17 protein-coding genes are annotated in these 17433 nt (G+C 60.6%); 6 read left to right on the top strand and 11 right to left on the bottom strand.

All coding sequences use genetic code 11. The features are described from left to right. Nucleotides 1–48: 48 nt before the first annotated feature. Both QRM57_RS18275 and QRM57_RS18270 read right to left on the bottom strand, forming a co-directional pair. Nucleotides 49–732 carry a type 1 glutamine amidotransferase domain-containing protein gene (locus QRM57_RS18275; protein WP_257369579.1) on the bottom strand — a complete coding sequence of 228 codons (684 nt, stop codon included), beginning with the start codon at nucleotides 730–732 and terminating at the stop codon, nucleotides 49–51. After that, nucleotides 729–1364 carry a TetR/AcrR family transcriptional regulator gene (locus QRM57_RS18270; RefSeq protein ID WP_257369577.1) on the bottom strand — a complete coding sequence of 212 codons (636 nt, stop codon included), beginning with the start codon at nucleotides 1362–1364 and terminating at the stop codon, nucleotides 729–731. Before QRM57_RS18270 ends, QRM57_RS18275 begins: the two co-directional genes overlap by 4 nt. 85 nt (nucleotides 1365–1449) lie before the next feature. Here QRM57_RS18270 and QRM57_RS18265 point away from each other — a divergent pair, with 85 nt between their 5' ends. Beyond that, nucleotides 1450–2391: an NAD-dependent epimerase/dehydratase family protein gene (locus QRM57_RS18265; RefSeq protein ID WP_284987637.1), complete on the top strand. Its 942-nt coding sequence runs from the start codon at nucleotides 1450–1452 to the stop codon at nucleotides 2389–2391. On the opposite strand, the gene QRM57_RS18260 is transcribed toward QRM57_RS18265, so the two are convergent. The 7 genes from QRM57_RS18260 to QRM57_RS18230 all read right to left on the bottom strand — a co-directional run bounded on the left by QRM57_RS18260 (nucleotide 2384) and on the right by QRM57_RS18230 (nucleotide 9815). After that, entirely contained in the window at nucleotides 2384–3550 is a 1167-nt protein-coding gene (locus QRM57_RS18260) for a Gfo/Idh/MocA family protein (RefSeq protein ID WP_284987636.1), read from the bottom strand. The genes QRM57_RS18265 and QRM57_RS18260 overlap by 8 nt on opposite strands. A 5-nt stretch (nucleotides 3551–3555) precedes the next feature. Beyond that, nucleotides 3556–4302: a ThuA domain-containing protein gene (locus QRM57_RS18255; protein WP_284987635.1), complete on the bottom strand. Its 747-nt coding sequence runs from the start codon at nucleotides 4300–4302 to the stop codon at nucleotides 3556–3558. Between the two features lies 1 nt (nucleotide 4303). Then, on the bottom strand, nucleotides 4304–5407 hold the full coding sequence (locus QRM57_RS18250; RefSeq protein ID WP_284987634.1) for a Gfo/Idh/MocA family protein: 1104 nt from the start codon (nucleotides 5405–5407) through the stop codon (nucleotides 4304–4306). 63 nt (nucleotides 5408–5470) lie between these two features. Then, nucleotides 5471–6370, bottom strand: a complete 900-nt coding sequence (locus QRM57_RS18245) for a carbohydrate ABC transporter permease (RefSeq protein WP_284987633.1) — start codon at nucleotides 6368–6370, stop codon at nucleotides 5471–5473. Next, entirely contained in the window at nucleotides 6367–7308 is a 942-nt protein-coding gene (locus QRM57_RS18240; RefSeq protein ID WP_284987632.1) for a carbohydrate ABC transporter permease, read from the bottom strand. Before QRM57_RS18240 ends, QRM57_RS18245 begins: the two co-directional genes overlap by 4 nt. A gap of 3 nt (nucleotides 7309–7311) precedes the next feature. Continuing rightward, complete coding sequence (locus tag QRM57_RS18235) at nucleotides 7312–8619, bottom strand: ABC transporter substrate-binding protein (RefSeq protein ID WP_284987631.1); 1308 nt, start codon at nucleotides 8617–8619, stop codon at nucleotides 7312–7314. 200 nt (nucleotides 8620–8819) lie between these two features. After that, a complete protein-coding gene (locus QRM57_RS18230; protein ID WP_284987630.1) occupies nucleotides 8820–9815 on the bottom strand; it encodes a LacI family DNA-binding transcriptional regulator in 996 nt (331 codons plus the stop codon). 443 nt (nucleotides 9816–10258) lie between these two features. Between QRM57_RS18230 and QRM57_RS18225 the strand changes: the two genes are divergently transcribed. Continuing rightward, on the top strand, nucleotides 10259–10537 hold the full coding sequence (locus QRM57_RS18225) for a hypothetical protein (protein ID WP_284987629.1): 279 nt from the start codon (nucleotides 10259–10261) through the stop codon (nucleotides 10535–10537). A 52-nt stretch (nucleotides 10538–10589) separates the two neighbouring features. Here the strand turns inward: QRM57_RS18225 and QRM57_RS18220 are convergent, their stop codons facing one another. Beyond that, entirely contained in the window at nucleotides 10590–11291 is a 702-nt protein-coding gene (locus QRM57_RS18220) for a hypothetical protein (protein WP_284987628.1), read from the bottom strand. 198 nt (nucleotides 11292–11489) lie between these two features. Beyond that, the gene (locus QRM57_RS18215) at nucleotides 11490–12239 is read right to left on the bottom strand and encodes a DUF7255 family protein (protein WP_284987627.1); all 750 of its coding nucleotides are present in this window, start codon (nucleotides 12237–12239) and stop codon (nucleotides 11490–11492) included. Nucleotides 12240–12453: 214 nt separating this feature from the next. Here QRM57_RS18215 and QRM57_RS18210 point away from each other — a divergent pair, with 214 nt between their 5' ends. From QRM57_RS18210 to QRM57_RS18195, 4 genes are all read left to right on the top strand, one after another. Continuing rightward, nucleotides 12454–12597, top strand: coding sequence for a hypothetical protein (locus QRM57_RS18210; protein WP_284987626.1), 144 nt, complete (start codon nucleotides 12454–12456; stop codon nucleotides 12595–12597). Between the two features lie 543 nt (nucleotides 12598–13140). Then, on the top strand, nucleotides 13141–14148 hold the full coding sequence (locus tag QRM57_RS18205; protein ID WP_284987624.1) for a nucleotidyltransferase domain-containing protein: 1008 nt from the start codon (nucleotides 13141–13143) through the stop codon (nucleotides 14146–14148). Further along, nucleotides 14145–15611, top strand: a complete 1467-nt coding sequence (locus QRM57_RS18200; RefSeq protein ID WP_284987623.1) for a ThiF family adenylyltransferase — start codon at nucleotides 14145–14147, stop codon at nucleotides 15609–15611. Before QRM57_RS18205 ends, QRM57_RS18200 begins: the two co-directional genes overlap by 4 nt. Continuing rightward, nucleotides 15608–17392, top strand: a complete 1785-nt coding sequence (locus QRM57_RS18195) for an SAVED domain-containing protein (protein ID WP_284987622.1) — start codon at nucleotides 15608–15610, stop codon at nucleotides 17390–17392. Before QRM57_RS18200 ends, QRM57_RS18195 begins: the two co-directional genes overlap by 4 nt. Nucleotides 17393–17433 lie beyond the last annotated feature (41 nt).

The raw sequence follows: 17433 nt of genomic DNA, 5'->3' as shown, positions 1-17433 counted from the left end.
AACCCACGACGCCGGCACTCGCCTTTCGCGGTGTCCCCGCCAGACGCTTTAGAGCAGTGCCGCGACCTTCGTCGCAGTCGCCTTGGCTGATCCCGGGTTCTGGCCGGTAACCAACTTGCCGTCCGCGATGGCGTAGGAGACGAACGGGAGCAGGGCCTTCTCATAGAGTGCTCCGCGACTCTTCATCTCCTCCTCAGCGTTGTACGGCACCAGCTTGTCGACCCGAGCCAGCACTTCTTCCTGCCACGCGAAGCCAGTCACCTTGCGGCCCTCAACCAGGAGGCTGCCGTCCGAAAGCCTGGTGTTGAGCAGGCCGCAATACCCGTGGCAGACCGAGGATACGATGCCGCCCCGTTCCCAGATCTCGCGGGTGATCCGCTGCAACCCTTCGCTGTCAGGGAAGTCGTACATCACCGCATGGCCGCCGGTGAAGTAGATGGCATCGTAGTCGGCCGCGTTGATGCTCGCCGGACTGGCGGTGTTTTCAAGAAGGGCCATCCGTGCCGGGTCGTTGTGCCACGATTTGGCCGCCTTGTCGTAGCTGGGGAACTTCAGTGAACGTGGTTCCAAAGGTGCAGCTCCGCCTTGGGGGCTGACAATGTCCTGTTCGAAACCGTGCGCCTCGAAGACCTCCCAGGCGTGAACCAGTTCGGACAGCCACAGGCCGGTCTGGTGTGAAGGATCCTCGTAGTGGCTGACATTGGTGACGACGTGAAGGATGCGTTTTGTCATGCTCGTTCTCCTGGAGGTGTGACGGGATCGGGACTAGCTACGGCAGTGTTGGCATTGAGCGCGAAGATCGCCCCAACCGCCGACTTCACGCGAACTGCAACGTCGTCGCTGGTTTGAGGCCGTAACTTGCCGTCGAGATGGAGGAACGCCAGGCCGTGCGCCATGCTCCACAGCGCGATGGACAAGTTGGAGTTGTTGGCACTCGGGAAAAGGCGCTCGATCGCTTGGTTCAACATCCCGTGGAGCTGCTCCGAGGCCAGCACGCGTTCACTGTCCTCCTCATCGCATTCGTTGCCGAACATCAACCGGAACACGGCCGGCCGCCTCAACGCGAAGCCAACATAGGCGACTCCGAGTGCCGTGATCACACCCTCAGGCTCCGCGGGATCCGCCAAGACAGCCAACGCAGCCTCGAGGCCCGCTCGAAGATCCCTGAAACCCTCAACCGCAACCGCACTGTCGAGCGCTTCGCGGTCCGCGAAATGCCGGTACGGCGCGGTGGGCGACACTCCTGCGCGGCGGGCGACACCCCGCAGGGAGAATGGCTCACCCGCTTCGAGACTCTCGATCGCAGCTGCCAGCAAGGCGGCTCGAAGGTCACCATGATGGTAGTTCTTAGTCGATGTTGACACTGCTAACTTTGCCTCCTACGCTGATGTAAGCAGTGCAAACATACCGCATTGCGATTCCCATGTCATCCCATCAGCGGAGGTTGAAATGCAGACCATTCTGGGCGCGAACGGCCAGATCGCCGTGGAACTCGCCCGCGAGCTACACCGCGCCTACACCGAGGACCTGCGGCTGGTGAGCCGCAACCCACGCAAGGTGAGCGAGTCCGACGTCGTCATGCGTGCGGACCTTCTCGACGCAGGGCAGACCGCCGCGGCCGTGGAGGGCAGCGACGTCGTCTATTTCACAGCGGGGCTGCCGGCGAACACCGAACTATGGGAGGCGCAGTTCCCTACGATGCTCCAGAATGCGCTAGATGCGGCTCGGACAGCCGGCGCCAAGTTCGTCTATTTCGACAACACCTACATGTATCCCCAGGACGACCGCGTCCAGACCGAAGAGACCCCCTTCGCTCCCAACGGACGGAAAGGCAAGGTCCGCGAGGCAATGGCGTCCATGGTGCTTGAGGAGATGGTCCGGGGTGACATTCCCGTCCTCATCGCCCGCGCTCCCGAGTTCTACGGGCCCGGCCGGACGCAGAGCTTCACCAACACCCTGATCATTGACCCTCTCAAGTCGGGCAAGAAGCCCCGCGTCCCGGTGCGGGCCGACCGAGTGCGCACGCTCATCTGGACCCCGGACGCGAGCCGTGCCCTTGCGCTTCTGGGCAATACGCCGGACGCCTATGGGCAGACGTGGCACCTTCCGGTGGCTGAAGAGCGGCCGACCTACCGGGAATTCGCCACCATGGCCGCCAAAGAATTCGGCCAGGGACCCGGCTACACCGTCGTTCCCCGATGGGTCCTCAGCGCAGCCGGGCTGTTCTCGCCGCAGGTACGGGAGCTCAGGGAGCTTCTGCCGCGGTACGATCACGACAACCGTTTTGACTCGACGAAGTTCACAACGCGCTTCCCGGAGTTCGCAGTCACCTCCTACCGTGATGGACTCGCTCTTATCCACGCGGAAGCCAACGTAGTTCCGGCTAACTGACGGCAACCCGTTCAGGAACCTCAGTCACGGTGCTCCTGTTCCGCGCCGACTCTTCGACGGCGGCCAGCACCCGCTGGATCTGCAGCCCGTCATCGAACGACGGCGACGGCTGGCTTCCGTCGCGAACGGCAAGGAGGAAGTCGCGGACCTGGTGCGTGAACGTGTGCTCCCAACCGATGACGTGCCCCTGTGGCCACCACGCATCGACGTACGGGTGTTCGGGCTCATTCACCAGGATCCGCCGAAACCCTTGCTCCCGCACGGGGAGTGTGGCATCCAGAAAGCCGAGTTCGTTCAGGTTCTCCAGATCGAACGTCAACGACCCCAATGAGCCGTAGATTTCAATCTTCAACGAGTTCTTCTGTCCGGTAGCCACTCGTGACGCTTCTACCGACGCGCTGAGGCCGCCGGTCAGGCCCAAGGTGGCCCACGCGGCGTCGTCGACTGTCACTTTCTCCAGCCCAGCGGCACCGGAGCGTTCGGCCACAAAGGTCCGCAGCGTCCCCGTCACTTCAGTGACGGTCTGCCCGGTGAGGTGCTGGACCTGGTCGATGGCGTGGGAGGCGATATCGCCCAGCGCTCCGGAGCCGGCCGTCTCCTTGCGGAGCCGCCAGCTCATGGGGGTTTCGACGTCGGAAAGCCAGTCCTGCAGGTAGGCGGCACGGACGTGCCGCACGGTTCCGAGACGTCCTTCGGCAATCAGTTCGCGGGCCAATGCAAGTGCAGGAACGCGGCGGTAGTTGAAGCCGATCATCGATTGCACACCCCGGCCCCGCGCCGACGCTGCTGCTTCCGCCATTGCCTCGGCCTCTTCCAGAGTGTTGGCCAGCGGTTTCTCAACGAGCACATGCTTCCCGGCAGCCAGGGCTTCCAGAGCGATCTCCGCGTGCATCCAGCCCGGTGCGCAGATGTCCACAATGTCGATGTCGTCCCGCGCAATCACGGAACGCCAGTCCGTGGCTGACTCGGCCCAGCCATACTTGGCAGCGGCCTCGGCCACCAGGCCGGCGTCCCGGCCCACCAGCACTTTCTGTTCGACGGCCGGGACGTCGAAGAAGCTGGCCACGTTCCGCCACGCGTTCGAGTGGGCCTTCCCCATGAAGGCGTAACCGATGACAGCCACGCCCAACGGACGGCCACTAGGAAGAGGAGTGTTCATCGTCTTTAAGCCTCGAACCAGCCCCGCGAGGGGTTGGAAACCTCCGGCGCCTCCCGGAACATGCCAGGTTGCGCCACCCAGCCAACACCGTTGGCTATGACCTTCTGGATCTGCGGCTGGTGGTACACCGGGTATTCCTGGTCGCCGGGGCTGAAGTAGAAGATCCGGCCCTTGCCGCGCGAGAACGTCACGCCGGAGCGGAACACCTCTCCCCCGGTAAACGAACTGATGAAGATCAGGTCATCGGGCTCGGGAATGTCGAACAGTTCGCCGTACATTTCCTGCTGCGGAATCACGATGGGGCTCTCAATGCCGGCTGCGATGGGGTGTGACGGCTTGACCGTCCACACGAGCTCGCGTTCGCCCTCGTTGCGCCACTTCAGCGAGCAGGTGGTCCCCAGCAGCCGGGTGAAGATCTTGGCGAAGTGCCCGGAATGGAGCACCACGAGTCCCATGCCACCCAAGACGTGGCGCTGCACGCGCTCCACCACTTCTTCAGCAACTTCCCCATGCGCTATGTGTCCCCACCACAGCAGCACGTCGGTCTGCTCCAGCACCTCTTCAGAAAGTCCGTGCTCGGGATCGGCGAGTGTCGCCGTCGAGATTTCGGAGTCCGGGTAGAAGCCGCGGAGCCCGGCGGCGATGGCGCCGTGGATCCCTTCGGGGTACATCTCGCCGATGGTTGCGGGCTCGTTACGGGCCTCGTGCACGGCCTCGTTCCAGACGACAATCTTCAATTTCGCATCAGACATTTCAGAGCACCACTTCACGTTGTTCGAGGGCGGATTTGTAGCAGGCATCGAGCACCAGGGCACGGCTGAGGGCGAGCGAGCCGTCATGGCTTCCCCATACAGTTTCGCCACCGCGCACGGCAGCGATGAAGTCGTCGACGACGGCCTGGTGGGCTCTGCCGGGTTCGGCCACCACTTCGAAGTCGGCGTTTTCGCCGTCCTTCTCGGTGAAGACGTGGACGTCCGCGACCGGGTTCTCGGAGGCGCCGACCGAGCGCAAGTCCGCTCCGCCGTCGGTCCCGTAAACGGTGAAGTCCATCAGGTCCCGCTCGTCGCGGTACGTGGCCCATCCCGCTTCCAGGATCAGGGTCCCGCCGCCTTCCAGCCGGATGAACGCGGAGGCGAAATCTTCCACTTCAAACTTATGACTGGAGTTCGACGCCGTGTACCGGGTGTTGCCGCCGAGTCCGCGCGGACCGAGTTCGGAATGGGTCGACGCCGAGACGGCCAGCACCTTGGGCTCGCCGAGGAGGTGCAGCGAGTAGTCCAGGACGTGCACGCCAATGTCAGCAAGCGGACCGCCACCGGCGAGTTCCGGGTTGGTGAACCAGCTGCCCAACATCGGAATTCCTTGGCGTCGGAGCCACGATGCCTTGGCGTAGTACGGGCGACCCAGCGTGCCGGCGTCGATTACTTCCTTGAGTGCCTGGATGTCGCCGCGGCGGCGGTGGTTGAACGCGACGTCCAGAACACGGCCAGCCTTGCGGGCGGCGTCCACCATCTGTTGACCCTCGACGGCGTTGCGCGCCAACGGCTTTTCGCTCAGCACGTGCAGTCCCCGCTCGAGCGAAGCAATCGCGATAGGGGCGTGCAGGAACGTTGGCACGGCGACGCTGACGGCGTCGAGGCCTTCGAGCTCGATCATGTCTTCCCATCGGGCGAAGGCGTGGGGAATGCTGTACTCCTCCTTCAGCTGGGCAAGAAGGTCAGCTTCCATACCGGCGACGGCGACGATCTCGACGCCGTCGATATTGCTGTACGCCTTGAGGTGCTGCTGGCCGGCCCAACCGATGCCCACAACTCCCACTTTGAGGGTTGTGGACGGGGCCTGCTGCTGAATGCTCACGTTGTTCCTGTTCTTTCCGGGTTTCTAGGAGTCAGTGGGTGGTTCTTGGATTTTGTGACGGGGTTAGCCCTTGACCGCGCCGGCCGTCATGCCGGAAACGATGCGCTTCTGGCACAGCAGCACGAGGATCACGAGCGGGACAGTGATGATCACCGACGCGGCGCTGATGGTGCCGAGGGGTTGGTCGAACTCGCTGGTGCCGCTGAAAAACGCGATCGCGACAGGCACGGGCCGGGCTTCGGGCGAGGTGGTCAGGGTGACGGCCAGGAGGAATTCGTTCCAGACCGAGATGAACACCAGGATCGCCGTCGTCGCCAAGCCGGGGACCGCCAGCGGCAGGATGACCTTGCGGAACGCGGTGAACGGCGTGGCGCCATCCATGTACGCGGATTCCTCGAGCTCACGCGGAATCTCCTTGAAGAAGGACGTCAGCGTGTAGATCGCCAGCGGCAACGCAAACGTCAGCTTCGGGATGATGAGGCCCAGCAGAGTGTCGTACAGCCCGATCTCGCGCCAGATGGAGAACATTGGGGCCGCGATGGCAATAGCCGGGAACGTGGTGACCGAGAGGATCAGCGTCAGGATCATCGCCTTGCGGCGCATCTTCAACCGGGCCAGCGCATAGGCGGCAAAGGACGCGAACACCAGCGCCACCGTTGTAGTCACGACGGCGATAATCACCGAGTTGCGCAGGGCCAGGAGGAACTCGGGGTTCTGGAAGACCACCAGATAGTTCTCGAGGGTCGGTTGGCTCGGGAAGAGCTCGCCTTGTGACAGGCTCGCGCCCTTCTTAAGGGAGGTGTTGACCAGCCAGTAGAAAGGGATGAGCGAGAAAGCCATGACGGCCACCACAAATACCCAAACCAAGGGGTGCAGCTTCGATTCCCCACGCAAGCGACGCTTCGGTGCCTTGCGCCCGGTGGTGAGTTCCGCCGTCGGGCGTTCAGCGGTCAGTGTGCTCATTGTTCCTCCTTCGCGACGTCGCGGATGTTGCCGCCGGCGAAGCGGACGTAGATGACCGAGACCACCATGACGGTGAGGAAGGTCAGGATGGACAGCGCCGATCCTTCGCCCACCAGCCGGTTTTCGCGCAGTTGTGTGTAGGCGAGCATGGACATGGATTCGGTGCCGTTGGCGCCGCGGGTGAGGACGAACGGCAGGTCGAAGACGCGGAGGGCGTCCATGGTGCGGAAGATCGCGGCCAGGACGATTGCCGGACGCAACAGCGGCAGGGTGATGTTCACGAAGGTCTGCCATTTGCTGGCGCCGTCGAGTTCCGCGGCCTCGTACGTTTCGGCGGAGATGACCTGCAGGCCGGCCAGGATGATGAGCGCCGCGAAGGGGGTGGTCTTCCAGACGTCGGCCATGACGATCACGGCCATCGCGTAGCCGTGCTCACCGAGCCAGACGACGTCGCCGCCCGGCAGCCCCAGTGCGGAGAGGACGTTGGTGACCAGGCCCATGTTGGGCTGGAACATCGTTTGCCAGGTGATGGCGCTGACCACGGTGATGATCGCGTACGGCAGCAGCACCACAGTGCGCAGGACGGCGCGGCCCTTGAACGCGAGGTTGAGCAGGAGCGCCATGGCCGTACCGAGGACCAGTTCCAGGCTCACGGAGAGTCCTGCGAAGAGGAACGTCTGGCCGAACGCTGCCCACCACTCTCGGCTTGCGAGGGCATTGATGTAGTTTTCCAGGCCGACAAAACGGGACAGGCCGGCGGTTCGGACGCTGTACTGGTTCAGCGAGAGCCAGATCGCGTAGCCGATGGGGACCGCAGCAACCAGCGCCATGATGACCAGCGACGGGGCGGTCATGCGGGACGCGAGCTTGCGTTCGGCGCGGTCGCGGCCGCTTGTCTTCGCTGGGCCGCGGCTTGGCGGGATTGTTCTGATGGCCATGACTTAGAAGCTCGCCTTGGCGGTGGTGATTTCGTCAGCCATCTTCTTCACGGCTTCTTCGGTGGAGGCGGTGCCGGAGAGGACGGCGTAGACGTTCTTGTAGATCGCCTGCGAGATCTGCGGGTAGACCGGCGAGATGGGGCGCGGCTTGGCACCCTTCACCGAGGCGAGGAGTTCGGTGGCGAACGGCATCTTCTGCAGAACCGCCGGGTCAGAGTAGGCAGCTTCGTTGACCGGGGCCTGGGAGTAGTCCATGGCCACGTGCTTCTGCCAGTCCGGGGTGGTGGCGAAGTCGATGAACGCGACAGCCCCGGCCTGGTTGGTGGAGTGGGCCGAGATTGCCAGGTTCCAGCCGCCGAGCACGCCGGAGGCCTTGCCGCCTTCCCATGCCGGAAGCGGCGCGACGCCGAAGCTGGACGCCAGCGGTGTCGCGTTGAGCAGCCGGTACACGTGCGGCCAGTTGCGCTGATATCCGAAGTCGCCGGACTCGTAGGCGAGTCGGGCCGGGTCCTCGTTGTAGGTGAGGACGGCGCGGTCTGCTGAGCCGTTCTTGAGGCCGTCGCTCATGAAGTTGAGGACGTCGCGGGTCTCCTTGGAGTCGATCTTGACGTCGCCTTGGTCGTTGAGGACCTCGCCGCCTGCGCTGTAGAGCATTTCGAGGAAGTTCACCGTGAGGCCCTCGTACTGCTTGCCCTGGTAGACGTACCCGTTGCCGGGAGCCTTGGCGGCTTCCGCGTAGAGCTGCTGCCAGGACTCGGGCTTGGCCACCTTGTCCTTCTGGTAATAGATCAATCCGGCGTTGGTGAAGAACGGTGAGCCCCAGTACTTGTCCTGGTACTTGGTGGTTTCCACAGTGGAGGGAATGAGCCGGTCCTTGTTGGCCTCAACCAACTTGGTCTGGTCCAGCAGCCAGCCCTGGGAGGCGAACTCGGAGGTCCAGATGACGTCTGTGACAAAGAGGTCGCACTCAGTGGACTTACCCTCGAGCCGCTGCACGATCTGCGTGCGGGCCTCATCCGTGGTGGCGCCGATCTCGGTGTACTTGGCCGCGACCTTGCCGTTCGCCTTGGTGAACGCCTCTGCCGTGCCCTTGTAGATGCCGCTCGCGTCCTTGACGCCGCAGATATTCACGGCGCCGCTGGCATTAGCGCCCGACGCCGGGTCGGCAGCTGCCGCTTGTTCCGCACCTTGGGGTGCTGCTCCCCCGCCGCACGCACTGAGGAGGAGGGCCGCTGCTATTGCGGTCGCGGCCAGTGCTTTTCGGTTTGTGGCTTTGTTCTGGAGCGGGAGAGCAGGTCGGTTCAAGTCCACAAGTGGCTCCTTTGGTGGCTGTGGGTGGGTGGCGTTCAGTGCGCGTTTTGGCTGTCCCGCGTGCTGAGGGTGGCTTCTTTGCCGGTGATTCTTGTGATCCATGGAATCGATTCCAAATGTGTCCAAAAGAATCGGCCTTGCGGCCGTGGAATCGATTCCAAAGTAGTGTGACAGGGACCACTGAGAGCTGTCAACCCTCTTTATTTGGTGGAGTCCCGGATGACGAGTTCGTGCGGGAGGAAGGTTCTTCCCTTGCGATGCGAGCCCTCGACGGTCATTCGCTCCAGTAGTTCGGCGAAAGCTACGCGGCCCATTTCGTAGGCTGGCTGGCGGACTGTGGTCAGCTCCGGGACGCACATTTCCGCCTGAACCGAGTCATCAAAGCCTGCGACGGCGATGTCTTGTGGAACACGGAGGCCGGCGTCGGTGAGTTCTCGAACGCAGCCGGCTGCGACTACGTCGGTCCCGCAGAAAACGGCGTCCGGGAGCTCTTTTGCTTCGAGCAGTTTCTTTGCCAGGGTGCGGCCGGAGTGGAAGCCGAAATTGCCTTCACCGAACAGGATCTGGTCTGGTTCAAGACCCGCTTCCGTGAGTGCCTGGCGGAATCCTTCTTCACGGAGCCGGCCCGAGCGGGCGCCCCTGTGGGCGATCATGGCCAGCTTCTTGGCGCCTGTGTCGATCAGGTGCTTGGTGATGTCGTAGGCGGCCTGGCGGTCATCGATGGACACTCCGAAGGCAGCCTCGGCGTCGACGATTTCACAGACCTGGACCACGCTCATTTGCTCGGCGACCGTGTTCACGTCGTCATCCGCCATAGTGGGCGAGAAAATCACCAGGCCATCCACGGAGCCGTTGCGCAGCATGTCCACCAGCTGCTGTTCTCGATCCAAGTCCCCGTCGGTGGCCGCGATGAGGCTGACGTAGCCGTTGTCTGCCGCAGCGTCTCCTACACCTCGGAACACTTCACTGATGACCAAGGAGTCCAGGTTCTTGGCGAGGGCCAACACACGCATCGTCCGGTCTCTTCGGAGATCCCTCGCCGAAGCGAGAGGACGATAGCTGAGCTCCCGGATGGCGGCGTTGACCTTCTCCTTGGCCGCCTCGCTGACAGCCGGGCTCCCGTTCAAGACGCGCGACACCGTCCCTACGGACACACCCGCCGTCCTAGCGACGTCCTGAACTGTCGCTCGTGCCATTCGTTTGTCCTTCCGCGAGCAGCTCTGCGGCTTCTGCGCAATTGCCGTGGCATGCCCAGCGGCGCTCATCAGCTTAGTCGGAGGAGCGCCGCTCGAGCTGGACTGACGGTCAATCGAAGTTCGACCCCTGGAGCTATTACCGAAAGCGGCATTGGGGTATCGACTTGTTCATTGGCGCGGGGCGAGCGCCACCACAGGCATCATCACGAGTGCACATGCCCCCAAGTCTCGTTAAAGGCGTGAACTCATCCAAATTGAGAAAATCAAAATGAGACAGTTCGCTTGGACGTAGCACAACCTTCCTACGGAGGCATACCGATTCACCATGGCCTTAAGAGAGGCGTCGTGTCAAAGGATCCTTTGACACGACGCCTGGAGAGGATGGGCCCGGCCACGGTCGAAGATGAACTGGTGCTCGTCCAACCCCAAGGCCAGGAGCGCACTTGACACTGCCTCTGCTGACCGATGACATCGGAACGCTTGAAGAACGGCGGCATATCGCTGAAGCGGTAAGCGGGTTCCTCCCATGCAGAAAAGCCATGGATCATGACCTGTATCTTGTGGAACTCCTGGCCGGCAACCTCTACCTCGATGCGGAGGTTAGGGAATTGCTAGAATGTCATCCTGTCCTGTTCGTTCGCAGATTGGCTCACCGAACACCAGTGGCAGCCGAGGACCAATCCTGGGTGGTGGGCAGAGCAGACGGCGGAAGGAAGTGGTGATGTCGACAGGTGTCTACAAACGTAAAAGTGATTGCCCTGCCGACACCTTTGGCTAGTTGATTCGACCCCGAACCGCTGTGGCAGGAATAGGCTCATCGGGCTTCCGGTGTTTCGGTTCCTCTTCCTGCCTTTTCATCTCGTTCTCAGCCTCATCCACGAGCTTCACCATTGCTTTCCAGTTGACTGAGCTCTGAGCGGTGAACTTTTGGACTTCGGTAGATACCAGGAGTTGGTGGAACAAGTTGAGGAAGTAGCGGCGGGATTCGTGGTAGCTCTCGCTGATGGTGCTCCCGAAGTCGTATCCCGGTAGCTCCGCTATGTCATCAAGCTTATTACCCTCAGCGACTGCCGTGGTCAGCAACTTGTTCATAGCAATGCGTTCGGTCAGGAAGTGCGTCACGACATGCTGGGCTTGGTCGGCAAGGTGCTCATTGGTGAGAAGGCGAATCTGTATGAGAAGCCGGTTCAATTCTCCTGGCAGGTCTCCGGCAAAAATGGTCTTCTTCTTCTTGCGGACCTCTTTCTCGGTGGCGGCAACGTCGTCAGTGATAACAAGCATGGCAACAACTGCCTTGACCAGTTCCTCATCCCATCGCCGCCTGTCCTCCTGAGCCTTCTTGCGCTCGTCTGACTTTTTCAGCGACCATGCAGCTAGCCAGGCAACACCCAGGGCTGTGACTCCTGCGATGGTGGGTGGGAACCATCCGAACGGCGTGGGCTGGATGTTGTTGATGATGATGTCAGCAGGAAGCATGCGTTCAAGTTAGCAGCGAACCCGTTGCAGTCCTGCTTCGTGTCAGGGACCAGGGTGCGTGGAAGAGATCCTTCGATTTTCGATGCCGATGTGTCGATAACCCTTCAGATGCTGTCTACATGGGACGCGGTGAATAGAAGCCTTGAGAACCTCAGAAAGCCCTCAGGGGTTGACCAACCAGACCAGCGAAAGGATAAGTCATGACTTCTCTTGCTGACTACGCCGCAATGAGTAGATATCTCTTGAACGGTGGTATTCCCCGGACTTTCCCTGACATTGTCCCGCCGCATCGCGTTCCAAGGGAACGGTCCTGGCTGTGAGGAAGGCCCTCAGTGCTTCCGGCTCCAGAAGAATACCTTTCTTCGTCGCTTGGTTTACGTTCTTGCCGCCGATTTGATCGTGGATCGACACCCGGGCCAGTGACACCATTGGCGAGTACAGGGCGTAAGCATCCTTGACTGCGTCGTAAAGGGCCCGCTGTTTCCAGCGGGAAGCGCCCAGAGGTTCGAGGCCCCCTTTTTCATCGGAGCCTCCGAACATGCGGTCAGAGGAGAAGTTGGCCCATTTCCCGCCGTGTCTGCCTGCCTTCATGCACAAACCTTCCATCCCCATGGCGTAGTCGCCGTACAAAGTGGACCAAGGCAAGTCGGGGGCCCACGGTGTGGCAAGTGAAAGGGACCGGTACCTGTTGAAATGCAGGTCCTCGTCAAACTCGATGAGTATTTGGTCAGCCTGCATGTCCCAGCCGCGGGGCGCGAGTGCTGTCTGGCAGGCCGGCATGCCGCCCAATTCTCGGAAAATGCCCAACAGCATGGTCGCGGCAGTCGCGGGAAGCGCTTCGATAGTCGCCCATGGGACGAAAGCCTTCTTAGGCTTCCAAACTACGCTGTATCCGGCGGCCTCCAATGACTTCCCGAAGGATATGGCTCGGCTTTCAATATTCCCCATGCTGGATCCTAATCACAGCATGGAACTTCAACATCGCAGACCGTGCGGAAGAACCCCTCGTTTCCCTTGGTGTGAACAACGTTCTACCGTTACAATTCGGAGAATCATTTCGAGCGGATCCAACAGCATCGGTGGTATCGCTGTTGCAGCCGCCATCCCAGGTCGTCGGCTGGAAAGTCACCTGCAGCTGCGAATCTTCAGGAAGCACGTCATCATGGACCAGCTGTGGACCCGTGTCTGCTATCCCGCCGATGAAGACCCTAGCCGCCACCGCATCTACGCCGGAGATCCGTCCAGCGATGACGCCGCCTACGTCAGCGACCGGGAAGATCTCGAACCTCTGTTCCTGGACCCGTAACGTTCCCACATTGCCCCCGACTTGCACCTCCACACCATCAGCGCACTGGGCGAACAGCTCAGACAATCGGGGCCCAGCTCGACGCGGCCGTGGCCGCAGCTCGCTCCGAGGACCTTTCATGGGACAAGATCGGCAGGGCCTATGGCTTCACCCGCCAAGGAGCCAGGAAACGCTGGGATGCCGAGACAAAGCGCGAAGCAGTGACGACGCCCGCGTGTCCGCACACTACGGCCTCCTGATGCAGTAGAGCGCAGATTCAGCCAATGATCGCAAAGTCCTCGAGACGCCGACTGCCCCGGGCGGTAAGTCCTCGAGGATCTGCACTTCATAAGCGAACCTTGCTCATCTTGAGCCAATCTTGAGCATTACCAGAGACGCAATTGAGAAAGACTTGCAATACTCAGTAAACCGGAGAATGACATCAATGTAATACATTATGTTGTGGTTACCAGTCACCTTAGCTACTATATGTAGTGTTCGACTGGGATGCGGCCTTGATATCCAGAGTTCGACAATGTTGATACCCACGAGATCGGAGGGGCCATGGCTCATCTCAAACAGCAGTTCAAAGACGCCCTAGGCTCCATCGAGCCCGGCGCGGACAAAGCAAACGCTCCTGAAGCCCACCAACTCGTTCGACAAGCCCTTGAAGCCGACTCGAAACTTATCGAATATGGTGTCGACCCAGTGCTCATTGGCTCATACAAGCGAAGCGTATCCATCAAGCGAGTAAAGGACGTTGACGTGTTCGTCCGGCTCCCCGAACTTCCGAGTGATGTCACCTCCAAGGACATCTTGGACCGGTTCTTCACAGTCCTGCACAAGGAGTTTGGTAGCGACGAAGACGGACACCGCCGTACAAAGCGGCAAGATCGAAGCCTGCAAGTCTCCTTTCCGGACTACGACCTGTACGTGGACGCCGTTCCCGCGAGGCCCCACTGGGACGGTAAAACGTGGGAGATCCCGCAAAAAGGGACTGAAAACAAGTGGGTTCAGACCAACCCCGAGGCACTTACAGCCCTCTCCAGTGAAATGAATACACGCCACGAAAGCTTCTACGTCCCTACCGTGAAGCTCCTCCGCCAAACACGCCGAGCTTTGTTGGGCCATGCGAAACCAGGCGGGTTCTTCATAGAGATGGCTACTTATCAGGCTTTCAGCTCTGGCATGGTCAAGGGCAACGATCACGCTGAGTACTATGTTTCTGCCCTTAGCGAGGTCTCCAAGATCATCAGCAACTTTGTACTGCTGGGAATCCCAGTAGCCGATCCGACGGTATACGGCCAGAGCATCCGCATCCGCGCCTCGGAAGAAGAACTCAACCGGGCGGCGACACGTTTCACCGATGCCGCAGCGACGGCACTCGCTGCCCTCGATGACGAAGACGAAGGGGAAGCAGCAACGAAGTTCCGCAAGCTACTCGGTAAGAATGGGGACAACAACACCGTTTTCCCGATGCCACCGGGGTTCAACGACGACGGCACCAAACGTTCAACGATCATCTCAGCCGGCGCCCGAACCGTCCCCGCCGGACAGAGGACCTTTGGGTGAACCTGGACGACTTTGCCGAGTACGTGGCCTACACCCAACAGCACTTTGAAGAAGGAATTCTCCGCTCCGGTTTCGTCGAAGCAGAGAACGGGTGGAAGGGGGTGCTCGGTGAGGCTGACAACCAGGTAGAGGTCAGTGTGCAACTGCCAGAACGATTTCCCTTCAAACCACCGAAGGTCCGGCCGACACTGGGCGACTCTGTCCCCTGGTCCTGGCACCGCGAATTGGATGGATCCCTGTGCTTGATCGCTGAAGACGACCACGAGGATCTTTGGTGGGCGGAGGCCCCTGCTTTCCTCGAACATGTTGCTGACTGGATTGAACAGGCCGCCGCAGGTTGGCCAGACGATCGCCCAGACCTTGACCTGGACAGGTACTTCCTCCCGTCGACCGACAAGCAGGTCTATCTCTATGACGAACAAGCATCAGCCAGCAATACGTTCATCAGGTTCCGTCAGGAAAAGAACAACGTCATGCGATCCGGCAAAGGCACTCCAGTAAGGAAGGCAAGAAAATCAACCAAGGATTACGGCGGTTACGTGGTTGATTTGGGCGCGGTTGACGTGCCTCCCCGGTCCTGGGCCGACATCGCTGCGAGGATCCAGCCAGGGATAAACCTCGACGCCAGAATTACTCGGGGCGAAATCCAGGTTGTGCTGTTGAAGTACATGCGGGGAGACCACGATGGCGTCATCGCGCTGAGAGTCTTTCCTTCGTCGAATGGTATCGAGGCAAGACGATTGACCTCGGCAGCCAACACTGCTGCTGCCAGAGGCGCCAGGGCCGGGCTCCAGAAGACCGTGCTTAGCAGCAAAAGCGTGGCCGTCATTGGCGTCGGCGCCCTCGGGTCGTTTACTGCTGACATGCTGGCTCGAGCTGGAGTAGGTCGATTGACTCTAGTAGACGGGGATATCGTTCTCCCTGGAAACATTGTTCGTCACCTCGTCGGACGTGAATCAGTAGGTTTGCCGAAGGTTGATGCCGTGAGGGATTACATAGTCACCAGATACGAGCACAGCCTAGAAGACATAACCGTCCTGAAAAAGGATGTAACAACAGCTGAGCAAGTCGCCCGGCTCGTCCGCGACCATGATCTGGTTGTGAACGCATCGGCCGACTTCAGCACGACAGCGTTGCTGAAGGTAGCCGCACATTCCCTCGGGGCCAACACTATTTCGGTGGCTCTTCAGGACGACGGGAATGCTTTCCGTGTCGATATCCTTCCCACGCTCAACGGGACTCCTCCCGTACCACCCCTTTCGACGCTACGGGATGAAGGCCAGACACTGCCCGAGCTCTTCGAGGCCGGATGCGGCAGCCCGATCTCGCCCACGCCCCCGCATGCGGTCATGGAGGCTGCGGCGGCCGCAGTGCGTCACAGTATCGGCCTCCTGGCCCAACAACCGCTGCATCCGGCCGGAGAAACGCGCAGCCTAAGAACGGTTTCCGAAAGGCAGACATGACTCGACAACTCACGCAAATCCGACTGCAACACCAAGCGTATGAGGTCATCGCAACCGAAACAGCCAAAAACCTTCCCAAGGAAGCAGGTGGCATCCTACTCGGCTACCGTGAGTCCAACACCGTTGTGGTAACGAACGCTCTAGCTGTCGGGAGCGCCCATGCGACAACAAGTCAATATGTTCGAGACGACATTCTTGCCAACACATTGCTCCAAGAGTTTCTAGACGGACGGGCCGACGATCCAACGGGATACGTCGGCGAATGGCATAGCCATCCAGCCCCTCAGGGCCCCAGCCATACAGATCTGGGCTCCATTCAAGCAATTGCCAAAACAAGCAACGGGCCAGTGGCGCTCGTCGTCCATGCCACATCAGACACAACCCCGTTCCACGGGGTTGTGGCACAACGACAGCGATTTCGCTCCGTCACCAACTCAAGCGTCCCAGTGGTATTGCCCGAGTCTCGATTTTCGGCCCTCGGACCCTTGCCTGCCAACGCAGTCCGCGGCGATGGGCCAGTTTTCATCTCCTACCGTCAAACAGACGGGACCGACCAAGCCAAGCGCCTCGAACATCTGCTCCGGGCAGCCGGCCTTGTTGTCTGGCGTGACTACCGGGATCTTCGAGCCGGTACAACAACCGACCGGCTCGAGCTTGCTTTGACTCAAGGACTGTCGGCAGCAGTACTCGTCGTGACACCCGACATCGTTTACAGCGAGATCGTCCGGGAACGCGAACTCCCGCGCCTGCTGCAACTCGACGAAGATCCCAATTTCAGCCTCAGTATCGCCAACACTGTGGGTCGACCAGGAAGCGACTCCAAATGCGACTACGACGCCCCCGACAGGCTCCTTCGACTGACGCCCACGCGAGCTCTAGCCGACAAGAAGCAAAGTAACATGCTCGATCCAGAAGGCGAACTCGAAATCGCACGTGACCTGCTCATGCACCGAATGGAGCAGCGCAAGAGCCTGATTCGAGCAGACGCGCGAGCGTTCACCATACGTACACAGACTCGGCCGACACCATTTGCCCTAGACGCTGACGCTGAAGACCTGCATATTCGCCTGAACTCCTCACCCGCAGGGCGCCTTCCCGGCCTGGAAGGACTCCACCTTCTTCGCAAGACCCTTCCGCTCATCAGCGACGCCGTCTATGCAGCACGGGCACCCCGCATCCAGATCCTCGGCGGCGCACACCTTTCGATAGCACTGGCGCTCGGGGCAGCACTGCCGGAGACCAAGTTCGGAACCGTTGAGGCCTTAGATACCCGAGGGGAAACCTGGTCGTCCGACAGCAACAGCGATGACCCGATGGTCAACGTCATCAATACCGAAGAGCTGGTCCTAGCTCGTGAGCAAGCCACCCGGAAAGTTGCAATTTTCGTTACTTTGACACCCGGCGCAGACCGGACCGCCTTCGACCGACTCATAAACGCTTCGACGCAGCCCTTCACCAAAGCAGTAATGCTGTCATCCACCACCACAAGAATCGATCCGCTCGAAGCGGGGCGGCTCAGCGCATCAATCGCGCAGCACATTAAACGGGTCGCAGCAGAGAACGGGCGCTCCGAGGTTCACTTGGCATTTCACGGGCCCTACACAATGGCCATGTTGGTCGGCCGTCACCTCAACACGGTTAAAACAATTACCTACGAATGGGACGACGCACACACCCCAAGCTACGTTCCAACGCTAACTCTAGATCCCGGAAGTGCTGAAGGTCCGATCACTGATGTGATGCTAGATAACCAGGCTGCGGACACGCCTCCCGCTTCATGAATATTGGCGGTCGGAAATTTCGATCCCTAGAATCCACGCCT

The sequence above is a fragment of the Arthrobacter sp. fls2-241-R2A-172 genome (assembly GCF_030208885.1).
GTDB lineage: Bacteria > Actinomycetota > Actinomycetes > Actinomycetales > Micrococcaceae > Arthrobacter.
The sequence above is the reverse complement of the archived record's forward strand: the minus strand, read 5'-3'. Positions and strand labels throughout refer to the sequence as shown.

Bases quoted from the DNA above. Each gene is read 5' to 3' on its own strand.
- QRM57_RS18275 (WP_257369579.1), bottom strand. From the start codon at position 732: ATGACAAAACGCATCCTTCACGTCGTCACCAATGTCAGCCACTACGAG.
- QRM57_RS18265 (WP_284987637.1), top strand. From the start codon at position 1,450: ATGCAGACCATTCTGGGCGCGAACGGCCAGATCGCCGTGGAACTCGCC.
- QRM57_RS18260 (WP_284987636.1), bottom strand. From the start codon at position 3,550: ATGAACACTCCTCTTCCTAGTGGCCGTCCGTTGGGCGTGGCTGTCATC.
- QRM57_RS18255 (WP_284987635.1), bottom strand. From the start codon at position 4,302: ATGTCTGATGCGAAATTGAAGATTGTCGTCTGGAACGAGGCCGTGCAC.
- QRM57_RS18245 (WP_284987633.1), bottom strand. From the start codon at position 6,370: ATGAGCACACTGACCGCTGAACGCCCGACGGCGGAACTCACCACCGGG.
- QRM57_RS18240 (WP_284987632.1), bottom strand. From the start codon at position 7,308: ATGGCCATCAGAACAATCCCGCCAAGCCGCGGCCCAGCGAAGACAAGC.
- QRM57_RS18230 (WP_284987630.1), bottom strand. From the start codon at position 9,815: ATGGCACGAGCGACAGTTCAGGACGTCGCTAGGACGGCGGGTGTGTCC.
- QRM57_RS18220 (WP_284987628.1), bottom strand. From the start codon at position 11,291: ATGCTTCCTGCTGACATCATCATCAACAACATCCAGCCCACGCCGTTC.
- QRM57_RS18215 (WP_284987627.1), bottom strand. From the start codon at position 12,239: ATGGGGAATATTGAAAGCCGAGCCATATCCTTCGGGAAGTCATTGGAG.
- QRM57_RS18210 (WP_284987626.1), top strand. From the start codon at position 12,454: ATGGACCAGCTGTGGACCCGTGTCTGCTATCCCGCCGATGAAGACCCT.
- QRM57_RS18205 (WP_284987624.1), top strand. From the start codon at position 13,141: ATGGCTCATCTCAAACAGCAGTTCAAAGACGCCCTAGGCTCCATCGAG.
- QRM57_RS18195 (WP_284987622.1), top strand. From the start codon at position 15,608: ATGACTCGACAACTCACGCAAATCCGACTGCAACACCAAGCGTATGAG.